The organism is Kouleothrix sp. 19917 (assembly GCF_057073505.1).
Genome location: NZ_CP097099.1, coordinates 5821035 through 5835840, shown reverse-complemented (window position 1 = coordinate 5835840; position 14806 = coordinate 5821035). Strand labels below are relative to the sequence as shown.

14 protein-coding genes are annotated in these 14806 nt (G+C 61.0%); 13 read left to right on the top strand and 1 reads right to left on the bottom strand.

Translation table 11 applies throughout. The features are described 5' to 3' along the window. Positions 1-318 precede the first annotated feature (318 nt). The 6 genes from M1P90_RS23550 to M1P90_RS23525 all read left to right on the top strand — a co-directional run bounded on the left by M1P90_RS23550 (position 319) and on the right by M1P90_RS23525 (position 5139). Entirely contained in the window at positions 319-1467 is a 1149-nt protein-coding gene (locus tag M1P90_RS23550) for a 30S ribosomal protein S1 (RefSeq protein WP_483697911.1), read from the top strand. Positions 1468-1719: 252 nt separating this feature from the next. Next, entirely contained in the window at positions 1720-2076 is a 357-nt protein-coding gene (locus M1P90_RS23545; RefSeq protein ID WP_483697910.1) for an NADH-quinone oxidoreductase subunit A, read from the top strand. Continuing rightward, entirely contained in the window at positions 2067-2582 is a 516-nt protein-coding gene (locus M1P90_RS23540; protein ID WP_483697908.1) for an NADH-quinone oxidoreductase subunit B, read from the top strand. The genes M1P90_RS23545 and M1P90_RS23540 overlap by 10 nt, the downstream gene beginning before the upstream one ends. A gap of 89 nt (positions 2583-2671) precedes the next feature. After that, positions 2672-3187, top strand: coding sequence for an NADH-quinone oxidoreductase subunit C (locus M1P90_RS23535; protein WP_483697906.1), 516 nt, complete (start codon positions 2672-2674; stop codon positions 3185-3187). A gap of 101 nt (positions 3188-3288) precedes the next feature. Then, entirely contained in the window at positions 3289-4557 is a 1269-nt protein-coding gene (gene nuoD / locus M1P90_RS23530) for an NADH dehydrogenase (quinone) subunit D (RefSeq protein ID WP_483697905.1), read from the top strand. 57 nt (positions 4558-4614) lie between these two features. Then, a complete protein-coding gene (locus tag M1P90_RS23525; protein WP_483697904.1) occupies positions 4615-5139 on the top strand; it encodes a complex I 24 kDa subunit family protein in 525 nt (174 codons plus the stop codon). Between the two features lie 293 nt (positions 5140-5432). Here the strand turns inward: M1P90_RS23525 and M1P90_RS23520 are convergent, their stop codons facing one another. After that, on the bottom strand, positions 5433-6029 hold the full coding sequence (locus M1P90_RS23520; protein ID WP_483697902.1) for an RNA polymerase sigma factor: 597 nt from the start codon (positions 6027-6029) through the stop codon (positions 5433-5435). A gap of 802 nt (positions 6030-6831) precedes the next feature. Between M1P90_RS23520 and M1P90_RS23515 the strand changes: the two genes are divergently transcribed. The 7 genes from M1P90_RS23515 (at position 6832) to M1P90_RS23485 (ending at position 14786) form a co-directional block, all read left to right on the top strand. After that, positions 6832-8313 carry a DUF4331 domain-containing protein gene (locus M1P90_RS23515; RefSeq protein ID WP_483697901.1) on the top strand — a complete coding sequence of 494 codons (1482 nt, stop codon included), beginning with the start codon at positions 6832-6834 and terminating at the stop codon, positions 8311-8313. Between the two features lie 566 nt (positions 8314-8879). Beyond that, complete coding sequence (locus M1P90_RS23510) at positions 8880-10217, top strand: tetratricopeptide repeat protein (protein WP_483697899.1); 1338 nt, start codon at positions 8880-8882, stop codon at positions 10215-10217. 150 nt (positions 10218-10367) lie between these two features. Beyond that, positions 10368-11924, top strand: coding sequence for a nickel/cobalt transporter (locus tag M1P90_RS23505; protein WP_483697898.1), 1557 nt, complete (start codon positions 10368-10370; stop codon positions 11922-11924). Positions 11925-12152: 228 nt separating this feature from the next. Next, on the top strand, positions 12153-13139 hold the full coding sequence (gene galT, locus M1P90_RS23500) for a galactose-1-phosphate uridylyltransferase (RefSeq protein WP_483697897.1): 987 nt from the start codon (positions 12153-12155) through the stop codon (positions 13137-13139). Positions 13140-13318: 179 nt separating this feature from the next. Further along, entirely contained in the window at positions 13319-13609 is a 291-nt protein-coding gene (locus M1P90_RS23495) for a BrnT family toxin (RefSeq protein ID WP_483697896.1), read from the top strand. Continuing rightward, entirely contained in the window at positions 13587-13826 is a 240-nt protein-coding gene (locus tag M1P90_RS23490) for a hypothetical protein (RefSeq protein ID WP_483697895.1), read from the top strand. Before M1P90_RS23495 ends, M1P90_RS23490 begins: the two co-directional genes overlap by 23 nt. A gap of 390 nt (positions 13827-14216) precedes the next feature. Next, positions 14217-14786: a Uma2 family endonuclease gene (locus tag M1P90_RS23485; RefSeq protein ID WP_483697894.1), complete on the top strand. Its 570-nt coding sequence runs from the start codon at positions 14217-14219 to the stop codon at positions 14784-14786. Positions 14787-14806 lie beyond the last annotated feature (20 nt).

Genomic DNA, 14806 nt, shown 5'->3' with positions numbered 1-14806 from the left:
TTTGACAGCCCCTAGCCATTGCAGTATAATGCGCCCGGTGTAAAACTTATTTTTACTCCGCTAGCGGCTCACCTCCCGCACCTCGCACGCCAAGACGACGAGATCACCAGGAGCTAGCCGGCCAGCGCGGAGCCTTCGCAGGCACCGGCACTGGGCGTCAGCAGGGCTTGTTCAACGCCATGTGGGGTTGAACTTCCCGCAACAGGCTTCACGGCCTCGCTCGTGCGTGCCTCTTCCGCTTTGTGAAGGCGCTATTGGCCACTGTCGTGTGAAGCGGGCGGCAGGCTATTTCAAAACACAACCTCGGAGGTTTCTCGAATGACGGTGTCTTCTGGCAACGAAATGTTTGACGTTGAAGATCTTGACTGGACTCAGCTGCTCGACGAGTACGATTACGCTCGCCCGCAGCGCGGTGAGCTGCGCGATGGCGTGGTGATGCAGATCGAGGATAACGGCGTGCTGGTGTCGATTGGCACCAAGCGCGAAGGCGTTATTCCGCAGCAGGATCTGCGCCAGATGGGCGATGAGTACCTGAGCACGCTGAAGGTCGGCGCGCCGATCCAGGTCTACGTCCAGGATCCCGAGAATAAAGAAGGCGATCTGGTGCTTTCGCTGACCATGGTTCAGGTCGCGAAGGACTGGGAAGAGGCCGGGCGTCTGCAAGGCGAGGGCGGCATCATCCAGGGCCAGGTCATCGGCTACAACAAGGGCGGTCTGCTGGTGCAGTTCAACCGCATCCGTGGCTTTGTGCCGGCCTCACAGGTCGCGCAGCTCCACGGCCGCACCGCCTCGGAAGAGCGCCAGCAGGCGCTGCAGCGCATGGTCGGCCAGACCATCCCGCTGAAGGTGATCGAGGTCGACCGCGAGCGCAACCGCCTGGTGCTTTCGGAGCGTTCGGCGACGCAGGAGTGGCGCAAGGCGCAGAAGCACCGGCTGCTCACCGAGCTGCAGCCCGGCGATATTCTGACCGGCCGCGTGAACCAGCTGACGAACTTCGGCGCGTTCATCGACCTGGGCGGCGCCGACGGCCTGGCGCACATTTCCGAGCTGTCGTGGCAGCGCGTCAATCACCCGCGCGAGGTGCTGACCCCCGGCCAGGAAGTGAAGGTCATGGTCGTCGAGATCGACGCCGAGCGCGAGCGCATTGGCCTGAGCCTGCGCCGCCTGCAGTCGAACCCGTGGGAGTCGATCGACCAGCGCTACAGCCTGGGTCAGGTTGTGAGCGGGCCGGTGACGAATGTTGCGCCGTTCGGTGCCTTCGTCCAGATCGAAGAAGCGGTCGAGGGTTTGATCCATGCCAGCGAGCTGGATGTCGACCCGCAGGCGCAGCCGCGCGATCTGCTCCAGCCGGGCCAGATCGTCACGGCCAAGATCATCAGCCTCGACAAGCAGCGCCAGCGCATGGGCCTGAGCCTGCGCCGCGTCGGCGAGAACGACCGCGGTGCCACGGCCGAGGCCAGCGCGTAAGCACGCACACGGCAAGGCGCGAGGGCGCAAGGGATGTTCGCATCCTTTGCGCCCTCGTTTTTTATTGCCACCCAGGCGCCCGCGCCGCGATCAGGATGCCCTATTCCGAACTTTGTTCTTCTTGACACAAGTGGCAAACAGAGTATAATGCAGGGCGCAAAGCGTACCCAAAAACTCGCACCCGCGCAATTGCGAACCTGGTCGGGCAGCACGCCAGCGCGCTGCGCATCCCAGCCACAAGGAGCTTGAGCGATGCTCTCGGATTACCTGCCGATATTGGTCTTGTTCCTGGTCGCCACGTTCATCGCTGTATTTGTGATTGTGGCCTCGGGTGTGCTTGGCCCGCAGCGCCCATCCAAGCGCAAGCTGATGCCGTATGAGTCGGGCATGGAGCCGATCGGCTCGGCCCAGCGGCGTTTCCCGATCAAGTTCAACCTCGTGGCGATGATCTTCATCCTGTTCGATATCGAGGTCATCTTTTTCTTCCCCTACGCGCTTGTCTACAAGCGGCTGGGTGTGTTTGGCCTGATCGAAATCGGCGTCTTCATGCTCATCCTGCTGATCGGCTTCATCTACATCTGGAAAAAAGGGGCACTCGAATGGGATTAGAAGAAAAAGCCGGCGATATGGGCATTGTCACCACCTCGCTTGAAACGGTGGTGAACTGGGGCCGTACCAACGCCATGTGGCCGCTCCTGTTCGGGCTGGCCTGCTGCGCGATCGAGATGATGGGCTCGCAGGGCGCGAACTACGACCTTTCGCGCTTCGGTATGGAGATCAACCGCGCCTCGCCCCGCCAGGCCGACCTGATCATCGTGGCCGGGCGCGTGTCGCGCAAGATGGCCCCGGTGGTGCGCCGCCTGTACGACCAGATGAGCGACCCGAAGTGGGTGATTGCGATGGGCGACTGCGCATCGTGCGCGGGCGTGTTCAACAACTACGCAATCGTCCAGGGCGTCGATGAGGTTGTGCCAGTCGATGTGTATGTGGCGGGCTGCCCGCCGCGCCCCGAGGCGCTGATCGACGGCATCATTCAGCTCCACGAAAAAGTCAAGCGCATGCGCATCACCGGCGAGGTTCGCCCGCTCGAGAAGCGCGAGAAGATTTTTGCCTAGCAATTTTTGATTTGCGATTTCCGATTTACGATTAGGGCCTTCCACTCGTAAATCCAAAATCGTAAATCGTAAATCATTAACGGGGTTGTATGGATAACGCAACGGTGATCGAGCGGCTGCGCGGCGCGCTGCCCGACGCAATTGACAGCACCAGCGAGTACCGCGGCGATCTGAGCATTTTCGTCAAGCCCGGCGCAATTGTCGAGGTGGCGCGCGCGCTGCGCGACGACCCTGCGCTGAGCTATAACTTCCTCGAAAACCTGTGTGGCGTCGATTACCTTGGCCGCACGCCCCGCTTCGAGATCGTGTACCACCTGCTCTCGCACGCGAACCGCCACCGCGTCTGCCTGAAAGTCGGCGTGAGCGAAAATGAGTCTGTGCCAACGCTCACGGGCCTGTGGGCCACCGCCAACTGGCAGGAGCGCGAAACCTACGACCTGCTGGGCATTCCGTTTTCGGGCCACCCGGGCTTGCAGCGCATCCTGATGCCCGAAGACTGGGAAGGCTACCCGCTGCGGAAAGACGTGCCGCTGGGTGGCGAAGAGGTTGCGTTCACCTTCAACCAGGACGAGATTTACGCCCACAAGCCGTTTGCGAAAGAATAATTCTCAATTTTGAATTTCGAGTTTTGAGCTATGTGTCGCGTCAAAGACCGGCTAACTCAACACTGAGAATTTAAAATTCAAAACTCCCGAAAGGGTTCGTTATGACAGCAACCGCCGAACCGCCTACGCTCGCGCTGCCCTACCCCTATAGCGTGCCCTCGCCGCAGGAGATCACCAAGCCGGCGCTGGAAGGCAAGCAGGATACCATGGTGCTGAACATGGGCCCGCACCACCCCAGCACCCACGGTGTATTGCGCCTGGTGGTCGAGCTCGACGGCGAGACGGTGGTGAATGTCGCGCCCGACGTTGGCTTCCTGCACACCGGCATCGAGAAGACCATGGAAAGCAAGACCTACCAGAAAGCGGTGGTTTTGACCGACCGGATGGACTACCTCGCGCCGCTGTCGAACAACCTGAGCTATGTGCTGGCGGTTGAGAAGCTGCTGAACTGCGAGATCCCGGCCCGCGCACAAACGGGCCGCGTCATCCTGACCGAGCTGCAGCGCATCGCCAGCCACCTGGTGTGGCTTGGCACGCACGCGCTCGACCTGTCGGCGATGAGCGTGTTCCTCTACGCCTTCCGCGAGCGCGAGCAGATTCTCGACATCTTCGAGCTTGTGTCGGGCGCGCGCCTGATGACCAGCTACTTCCGTGTGGGTGGCCTGGCCTACGACCTGCCCGACGACTTCATTCCCACCGTTGAGGCCTTTCTCGACATCATGCCCGGCGCGGCCGACGAGTACGAATCGCTGCTGAGCGGCAACCCGGTGTGGCTTGAGCGCACCGTCGACGTGGGCGTGATCGACGCCGACGCCGCGATTGCCTTTGGCATCAGCGGGCCGATGCTGCGCGCCGCCGGCATCCCGTGGGATTTGCGCAAGGATATGCCCTACTCGGGCTATGAGCAGTACGACTTCGATATCCCGATTGCCAGGAAGGGCGATATCTACGACCGCTACCTCGTGCGCATGGCCGAGATCCGCGAAAGCGTAAAAATCTGCCGCCAGGGCCTTCAGCGCCTGAAAGATATCGGGCCGGGGCCGTTCACCACCACCGACCGCAAGATCTCGCCGCCGCCAAAGAGCGAAATCACGCACAGCATGGAGTCGCTCATCCACCACTTCAAGCTGTGGACCGAGGGCTTCAAGCCGCCGGTTGGCGATGCCTATGTCGGGATCGAGTCGCCGCGCGGCGAGCTTGGCACGTATATCGTCAGCGATGGCAGCCCCAAGCCCTACCGCTGCCACTTCCGCGCGCCATCGTTCATCAACCTGCAGGCGCTGCCGCACTCGGCCAAGGGCCGCCTGATGGCCGACCTGGTGGCCCTGATCGCGTCGATGGACCCGGTGCTTGGCGAGGTCGACCGCTAACATTTGTGCAGATAGAAACCCGCTAGCTGCAATCTGCAATTTGCGTAGGAATAACAGATGCCATTGCGAGAACAACACGGCCCTGAGATCGACGATATTCTGTCGCGCTATGCCCAGCCGCGCAGCGCGGTCATTCCGCTGCTGTATGTCGCGCAGGACGCATACGGCCACCTGACCGACGAAGCTATCCGCGAGGTTGCCGGCATTCTTGGTCTGCCCGAAACCGATGTCTTCGAGGTCGTGGGCTTCTACACGCTGTTCTACAGCAGGCAGGTTGGTACATGGGTGCTGCAGGTCTGCGACGACGTGCCGTGCTGCTTCCTTGGTGCCGAACAGCTTGTCGATACGCTTGAGCAGAAGCTGGGCATCGTCGCCGAGCAGACCACCGACGACAAGATGTTTACGCTGCAGCGCGTGAAGTGCCTGGCCGACTGCGACCGCGCGCCGATGCTGCAGGCTAACCTTGAGTACTACCGCAACATCGACACGCCCGAGAAAGTCGATGCCATGCTCACCGAGCTGCGCCAGCGCGCCGCTGCCGGCGAGGTGCTGAGCGTGTCGGGGCGCTTCGCAGAGCGCTAGAACAGCCGAAGTACGCCGATGTTTTTACCACGAAGGCACGAAGACACGAAGGAATAGAAGGTAAAACGTTCGCCTTGTATAACTTTGGGTCTACTGGCCAAGTGACACGAACTGTAGACACGAGATGGGCCTTGCCTGTCTCGTGTTTTGATTCAGGAGTCAGGAGCGAGGAGTCAGGATTCAGAATGTGCTATCAATCCGCCAGTCGCATCCTTCGATACGGCCTGTGGCCACTCAGGATGCGGTGGTTGCTCTCCTCGAACCATCGCTCCCTCGCTCTACGCTCCCTCGCTCTACGCTCCCTCGTTCTCCAGCAGCTCGCGCAGCTTCAGCAGGCCCATCCGCACGCGCGACTTGATCGTGCCAACCGGCTCGCCCAGGCGCGCAGCGATCTCCGCGTGCGTCAGCCCGCCGTAGTAGCCCAGCTCAATCGCCTGGCGCTGCGCGGGGGGAAGTTGCGCCAGCGCCGCACGCATCACCGTGCGCAGCATCAGCGCGTCGGTGCCGGCCTCGTGCGCCAGACCAGCGGGCGCGAGGCGTGCATCGTCGAGCATGTCTTCGCGGGCGCGTGCCCGAAAGCGCCGCGTGCGCGTGGCGTCGATCGCGCGGTGGCGGGCGATACCCACCAGCCATGCCGAAAAGCTGCCGTCGGGCTGGAAGCTGCTTGCCGACACCCAGACGGCCTGAAACACATCCTGCACCACTTCCTCGGCCAGGTCGCGGTCGCCCACGACGCGCAGGGCAATGCTGAAAATCAAACGGTGATAGCGATCGTAGATTGTGCCAAGTGCCGGCTCCTCGCGCCAGCACACGCGCGCAATGAGTTCCTCGTCGGACGGCATGCCCACGGCAAGCGCTCGGGGCTTCGGTGTTGGTTGCAATGATTCCACGCCTTTTTTCCCTTCTTTGCGGCTTCTTGATGGTGTGATCGCTACCGCATTCAGCATGGAAAACCTGCCTTTCTGGTATCGCGGCCCCGTGGCGATGCCGTTCACGAAACAGGGCTTGCGGGTTGATCAAGGTGTGTATCGGCACGTGTGATGGCGCTAGTGTAGCCTGGCCTTCCTAGCGCACTCTTGACCATGTCGTACACGACCCTTACTTTCGATTAAATTGCCCAAATTGCGCCCTGTTTTTCCGGCATTTCAGCGGCGTGCTTTTGCCAACTCTTCAGTTCGATACTCAATGTTTCCTCTTTGTGAACGGTTGTTTCTACCTTGCTGTGGCAGGCGAAAGCACAGCGGTGGTATGCACAATAGCGCAAATGGGGAGGTTATAATTGCTATTGCAAACAACTACAATGCGTATAAGGAACATGAAATTTATTTACTAATTCTTAATTATGTAAGAATTTCGTTATATTTTGCCAAAAACCACGAGTTTTTATATCGATACATCCATATTCGATATGTCCTTCGCATAGACTGACAGAGCAACACCAATAGCAAATCAATAAGCAACCAACGGTACCCGCAACAAAGAACTGTATGCAGATACACATGTGCATACCTGCCTCGGCGTGCCTGTGACATCGCTTATTGCGCGCGGAAAGCTGCAAACATGCCAGCTTCGCCGCTGCATTGCCGGAAATCGGTGTGGCAATCGCAGAAGGAGGTGTATTTGAACATTCGTGGTGTTTATCTCGGGAAATTGACGCGATCTCTGTATTCATGCAATAAGGAGCACTAACACGTGAGACGCAAGGCTATTCTCTCGATCTTCGCGCTGTTTGGCATTGTTGCCATGCTGGTCGCAATTGCGCCGGCCGGCACCTATGCCTCCAGCCACCGCGAAGCCCCGCTGATCAGCAAGGACCCGGGCGCCGACAATACCGACCTGTACGCGTTCGTCAGCCCCGACAAGCCCGACACCGTGACGATCATTGCGAACTACATCCCGCTCGAAGAGCCGGCCGGTGGCCCGAACTTCGCCACCTTCGACGACGACGTGCTGTACGAGATCAAGATCGATAACAGCGGCGACAGCAAGGAAGATATTACCTACCAGTTCCGCTTCAAGACCAAAGTGCGCAACCCGAACACCTTCCTGTACAATGTCGGCCCGATCTCGTCGCTCGACGACAAAAACTGGAACATGCCGCAGTACTACGATGTAACACGCATCAAGAACGGCAAATCCAGCAAGATCGGCAACGACATCCCCACGCCGCCAGTGAACGTTGGCCCGCGCTCGACGCCCAACTACGAAGCCCTGGCCGCCGCTGCCGTGCGCAAAATTTCCGACAACACCATGGTCTTTGCCGGCCAGCGCGACGATCCTTTCTTTGTCGATCTTGGCTCGATCTTCGATCTGGGCGGCCTGCGGCCCTTCAACGGCGCGCACCTGATCCCGCTTGCCACCGCGCCCGGCGTTGATGGCGTGGGCGGCTACAACACGCACACCATCGCCATCCAGGTGCCGATCAAGGACCTGACGCGCACCGGCAAAAAGCCCAAGGCCGACGACCCCGCCGCCGCGCTTGGTATCTACGCCAGCGCCAGCCGCATGAGCCACCGCGTGCTGCGCGCCGACGGCACCACCCGCGACTACGGCAACTACGTGCAGGTCTCGCGCCTGGGCAACCCGCTGATCAACGAAGTTATCATCCCCGTCGGCAAGAAGGACTACTGGAACGCCAGCGACCCCGCGAAGGACAAGCAGTTCCTGAAGAACTACGAAACGCCCGAGCTGGCTGGCATTGTCAACCTGCTCTACGGCACGGCGCTTGGCTCGCTGGGCGGCGCGCCAGCCCGCACCACCGGCCGCACCGATCTCTCGCTCATTCTGCTCACGGGCGTGCCGGGCCTGAACTACACGGGCAAAACCCCGGCCGACCTGCTGCGCCTGAACGTGGGCATCGCGCCAACCGCCGATGTCGGCAAGGGTGATGTGCTGGGCGTGCTGAATGGCGACCTGGCCGGCTTCCCGAATGGCCGCCGCTTGGAAGACGACGTGACCGACATCGAGCTGCGCGCCGTCGCTGATGGCTACGGCTCGTTCCTCAACGGCGCGTTCGGCCTGCCGAACAACAGCCCGAACAACGCGGTCGGTGATGGCGTAAACGAGAACGACATGCCCTTCCTGAGCAGCTTCCCGTATGTCGCGACGCCGCACCAGGGCTACGAGCACACGCATCACAAGGTGGGCAGCGCATCCACCCCGGCCATCAAGTAAGGCTTACGCTGTGTGGTCTGGGGGCTGCGCGCCCCCAGACCCGCGCCAGGGGTACGGCCGCGTACCACACCCAGAGGGTACCCGACCGCGCGGCCGGGGCGTTGCCCCGGACCCCAGAAAGAACGCGATACCGAGCGAAATGATTGAGGCATATGCCCATCTGCAACCCAAGATCCGATGCAAAAAGACAAACTAACCTTTTGAGAAATATCTTTCAGTGCTTTTGAAAATATTTATTTAATCGCAAAGAACCTCTTGTTTGATCGGGGCATGAGCGGCTTACGTTGAAAATGAGGCAGCGCCCTTTGCCGGAAGGGTTTTAGGGAAACTGGCCAGGGTTTCCCTAATCGGGGGCAGGGGGGGCGAAGCGCCCCGCCCCAAGGGCGTATAGCATACGCCCACTCGCTAAGGCAGGGGGGGCGAAGCGCCCCGCCCCAAGGGCGTATAGCATACGCCCACTCGCTAAGGCAGGGGGGCGAAGCGCCCCGCCCCAAGGGCGTATAGCATACGCCCACTCGCTAGGCAGGGGGGGCGAAGCGCCCTGAGAAAGTAAGAGAAGGAAAAAGATGCACCTACCACCAATCAAAGCCCTACTGCTGGGCCTCGCGATAGCCCTCGCGGCTGGCGGCTCATACGCGTTATGGCGCGCAAACACGGCTGCGCAGGTGCCCGCCCTCGCCACGCAGCGCCTGGCCGACGCAGCCGCCCAGCGTCCGGTCGACAAAACCGACCAGCTGATCTGGGATTACCAGCAGCGCGTAAAGCAAAACCCCGCCGACGTGCAGGGCTATGCGGTGCTTGGCGCGGCCTACCTGCAAAAAGCGCGCGACACTGGCGACCCGACCTTCTACGGCAAGGCTCAGGCCGTGATCGATGAGGCGCTGCGCCGCGACCCACAGAACGTCGAGGCGCTGATCGGCGCGGGCACGCTGGCAAACGCCCGCCACCAGTTCAGCGAGGCATTGCACCTGGGCGAGCAGGCCCGCGCGCTGAACCCGAGCGTGCCGCGTGTGTATGGCGTCATCGCCGACGCGCAAACCGAGCTGGGCATGTACGACGAGGCCGTAGCCACCTTGCAGACGATGATCGACATGCGGCCTGACCTTAGCTCGTTCAGCCGCATCTCGTATGCGCGTGAATTACACGGTGACCTCGACGGCGCGGTGGAGATGATGCGGGCTGCGGTACAGGCCGGCGGCCCGGCCACCGAAAACAGTGCCTGGGTGCGCGTGCAGCTTGGCAATCTCTTCTTCAACCGGGGCGACCTCGCCGCCGCCGAGCGGCAGTACAACGGCACGCTGGAAATCCTGCCCGATTATGTGTATGCGCAGGCCGGGCTGGCCCGCGTGCGCGCCGCGCAGGGCAAAACCGACGAGGCAATCGGCCTCTACCAGCAGGCAATTGCGCGCATGCCCCTGCCCGAATTCGTGATTGGCCTGGGCGAGCTGTACCAGGCCAGCGGCAAGCCCGCCGACGCCGCCAAACAGTACGATCTGGTGCGCGCCATGCAGCAGCTGTTTAAGGCGAATGCCGTCGACACCGACCTTGAGCTGGCGCTGTTCGATGCCGACCACGGCGCGGATGCGAACGCAACGGTGGCGCTGGCGCGGGCAGCCTATGCGCGCCGCCCAGGCATCAAGGCCGCCGACACGCTGGCGTGGGCCTTGTTCAAAAATGGCAACCTGCCCGAGGCACGCCGCTACGCCGACGAGGCGCTGCGCCTGAAGACGCAGGACGCGACGCTGCTTTTCCACGCGGGAATGATTGCGCAGGCGCAGGGCGATGCATCCGCCGCGCGCGAGTGGCTCGACGCCGCGCTGGCGCTGAACCCGCACTTCTCGCCCTTGTTTGCGCCACAGGCCCGCCAGGCGCTCGCCGCGCTCAGCGCCGCCGCCAGCCGATAGCAGGGTTGCAGGTTTACAGGTTGCACGTTTGAAAGTTCAGAGATTCTCGGTTCTGTGGTTCCGTAGTTCAAAGGTTCACTGCTACCTGCATACTGCCACCTGCCGACTGACTCCTGTCTTCTGACTTTTGAATACTGATCGAGGTACACGATGAAACGATGGCTGCTTTCCCTGCCGCTTGCGCTGGCGCTGCTGCTGGCACTCGCGCCCGCCCGCGCCGAAGCCCACCCGCTTGGCAATTTCACCGTCAACCAGTACAGCCGGCTGGACGTTGGGCGCGATACGGTGCGGCTGCGCTATATCGTCGATATGGCCGAGATCCCAGCCTTCCAGGAGCGCCAGCGCATCGACGGCGACGGCGACGGGGAGATCAGCGACGGCGAGCGCGACGCCTACCTGGCGCAGGAAGTGCCCGCGCTGCTGGCGAACCTGCAGCTCAGCGTGAACGGCAGCCCGGCCGCGCTCGATGTCGTTGCGCAGGAGCTGAGCTACCCGGCCGGGCAGGGCGGCCTGCTCACTCAGCGCCTGCAGCTCGACTTGGCCGCGCCCATGGCAGGGTCGCAGCCGGTCGCGCTGAGCTACCGCGACAGCAATTTCCCCGAGCGGATCGGCTGGCGCGAGATTGTGCTGCGCGCCGACGCTGGCGTGGCGCTGAAGGACGCCAGCGCGCCTGCCACCGACCAGACCGACGAGCTGCGCAATTACCCGCAAGACATGCTCAGCAGCCCGCTGGATGTGCGTGCAGCGCAGGCGAGCGTGTCGTTTGTTGCGGGGAGCGCAAGCCCTGCGCTGGCGCAAAATGCCGCTGCCCCTGCCGGCACGCGCGTACCCGACCAGTTCGCCAGCTTGATCGCAACCACCGAGCTCACACCCCCCGTGATCGCATTGGCGTTGCTGCTGGCCTTGTTGCTTGGCGCCGGCCACGCGCTCACTCCCGGCCACGGCAAAACGATTGTGGCGGCCTACCTGGTGGGCGCGCGCGGCACCGCCCGCCACGCCGTCTTCCTCGGGCTGACGACGACGATCACGCATACGGCGGGCGTGTTTGCGCTGGGCTTTGTGACGCTGTGGATCTCGAACTACTTCTTGCCCGAGCAATTGTACCCCTGGCTGGAATTTTTGAGCGGCGTGATGGTAGTTGGCATCGGCATCATGCTGTTTCGCACGCGGCTGCTTGGGCTGTTCCGGCGCGGCGCAGCCATGCATGCCAGCCACGAGCACGATCATCATCACCATGATCACGATCACGACCACGACCACGACCATACGCATGATCACGATCATTCCCACGAACACGATCACCACCACCACGATCACGACCACGCGCACGACCATGAGCACGGGCCGCACACGCACACGCACATGCCGCCTGGCGCAGATGGCCAGCCGGTGAGCTGGCGCAGTCTGCTGGCGCTGGGTATTTCGGGCGGATTGCTGCCCTGCCCTTCGGCGCTGGTGGTGCTGCTCAGCGCGATTGCACTGCACCGCGTGGCCTTTGGGATGCTGCTGATTGTGGCGTTTAGTGTGGGGCTGGCGGGCGTGCTGACGGGGATTGGCTTGCTGCTGGTGTATGCGCGGCGCTTGTTCGAGCACTTCCCCACCGATGGTCGGCTGCTGCGCGCCCTGCCGGTGGCGAGCGCACTGTTTGTGACGGCGGCGGGGTTTGCAATTGCGTATGGCGCGCTGGTGCAGGCGGGCGTTGTGTAGCTCCTGCATTTTTTTCCAAATAAATAAGGCGGCAAAGAACGATTGCCACGAAGACTCAAAGGCACGAAGAGCAACATGATGCTATGCAAACTTAGTGTCTTCGAGTCTTTGTGGCTATTTGAGCAGTAGCCGAATATTCACGGACGCGGGGCGAAGTGCTACACTGGCGGCGCGTTTCTGCGGCATAGTTGGCTGGTATGCCAGCCGCACGAAGAAGGAGAACCGCCGATGAGCAACGAGCTGCGCCAGAATAAACTTACCAAAGAATGGGTGATTGTTGCGCCGAGCCGCGGCCGCCGCCCGCACGACAACCGCCCCGCGCTGCCCGCAACGCCAACATTCGCCGCGAATTGCCCGTTCTGCCCCGGCAACGAGCACATGCTGCCGTATGTGATCGCGCAGTGGCCGCCGCAGACGCAGGGCGCCTGGCAGACGCGCGTGGTGCCAAATAAGTACCCGGCGCTGGTGCCCGAAAACTCAAGCGAGCATATCTCCGACGGCTTCTACCTGCATATGCCCGGCTACGGCCACCACGAAGTGATTATCGAAAGCCCGCACCACAACGCCGACCTGGCCAGCCTGACCTTGCCCGAGATGAATATGGTGCTGACGACCTACCGCGCGCGCTATACGATGATGCGGCAGGATGCGCGCAACACGCTGGTGCTGCTGTTTCGCAACCACGGCCCTCGCGCCGGCGCGTCGCTGACGCACCCGCACTCGCAGCTGATTGCGACGGGCATTATTCCGCGCCATATTCGCTGGCAGGAAGACGAGGCGCGCCGCTATTTCGATGAGTGGGGGCGCTGTATTTACTGCGATGTGCTGGCCTTCGAGGCGAACGACCGGCGGCGCGTGATTATGGAGACGCCGCACTTCCTGGCGTTTGTGCCCTATGCCGCCGAAGTTCCGTTCGAGACGTGGATCGTGCCGAAGCGCCACCACGCCGACTTCGAGCAGATCACCGAGGCCGAGCAGCACGACCTGGCGACGACGCTGCATAGCTTCCTGGTGCGGCTGCGCGACGCGCTCGATGACCCCGACTACAACTCGATGATTATCACGTCGATTCGCCGTGGCGCGGATGAGTACCTGCACTGGTATGTGCGCGTGCGCCCGCGCCTGGTAACGCGCGCGGGCTTTGAGATCGGCTCGGGCATTCGCATCAACCCTTCGCTGCCCGAGGACGACGCTGCGCTGTTGAGGGGTGATTAGTTCAGCCTTGCGGGAATGCGCTGCTGGTTCTGCCCAAAGACGACAGACTACAGACAACCGCAAAAAGAACGGAACAGTTTCGCGAGCTGCGATACATTGCCTGGGATCTGTTTTGGTTGCGGGACGCATAACGTTTCGGATATAATGCCACAAGAAAATGTCGGCATGATGAGACTAAAATGCCAGCACAGTTTGAATGGGATGACCAGAAGGCGACAAATAATCTCGCCAAGCATGGAGTTTCGTTCGAAGCAGCCCAAACAGTGTTCGATAATCCGTTAGCTGTTATTTTCGATGATGAAGCCCATTCTGAAGAAGAGGAACGCGAACTCATTATTGGGCATTCTGCCAATGGCGAATTGCTCATTATTGCATTCGTGGAGCGGGCGGAACGTGTGGTTCGGATCATTAGTGCTCGGCGCGCAACGAAACGGGAGCAACGCGATTATGAAGAAAACACCCGATTCTAACCACGAAACCAACGACGACATGCAAGCGGAGTATCAGCTCGATTACTCAAAAGCCCGCTCCAATCGCTTTGCCCCAAAGATCCCCGAAGGTGGGCGGCTGGTCATCCTCGATCCAGATATTGCCCAGGTCTTCACCACGCCTGAGGCTGTCAACGCTGTGCTGCGCGCATTGATTGCCACAATGCCCAAAACCAATGCGAACGACAAAGCTGCTTGATGCGCCGTTCCACTGAGTAAACCGGCTGACTAAGGCAACAAGGCAGGCCTTAGCTGGCCCTTCGGTCTTTCCAAAATCAACATGCGGACGGTATTGGAATACATGAGCGCGCTGTTCGGCTTGAGCAGCGCGGGCTTTGTAATGCCTCGGGCATTCGCATCAATTCTTCGCTGCCCGAGGACGACGCTGCGCTGTTGAGGGGTGATTAGTTCAGCCTTGCGCGAATGCGCTGCTGGTTCTGATCAAAGACAAATGACGAATGACGAAGCCACATTGGCAATTATGTTACATCCCGTCCGAGTAGGCGCGCAAAGCTTGCACGGAATGACTTGCACATAGGTGATATTATGAGAATGATCAGGTTGCTGTTTCGCCTGGCTGAGGTGTTGAATGACACAGAGCAAGACTGCTACAATTGACGATCTGGCGCGTGTTGCAGAGCATGGCAAAGCCGAATTAATAGACGGAACGATTGTTTCGATGTCGCCAACCGGTTTTCTTCCCAATTATGTAGCTGGTGAGATCTACGCCAGCCTGCGCGACTACGCGCGCCGAACGCGCTCGGGCTACGCGATTGGCGATAACGCCGGCTTTATTGTCGATCTGCCCCATCGCACGTCGTTCAGCCCGGATGCAGCCTTTTACATTGGAAAATCAACGGGAATGCGCTTTCTGGAAGGTGCCCCGGTGTTTGCTGTGGAAGTTCGCAGCGAGCACGATTATGGCCGCAGCGCCGAGCGCGAGATGGCCGAGAAGCGCGCAGACTATTTTGCTGCTGGCACGCTGGTTGTGTGGGATGTGGATATCTTGAGCGATGAGATTATTCGCGTCTACCGTGCAGAAACGCCCACCGCACCGACTGTGTACCGTCGCGGCGAGCAGGCCGAAGCCGAACCGGCTGTGCCGGGCTGGTCGATCGCAGTCGATGATCTATTCCCCTACTACACCTCGGCTGAGTAATGCAGCAATGCTTTTTCAGT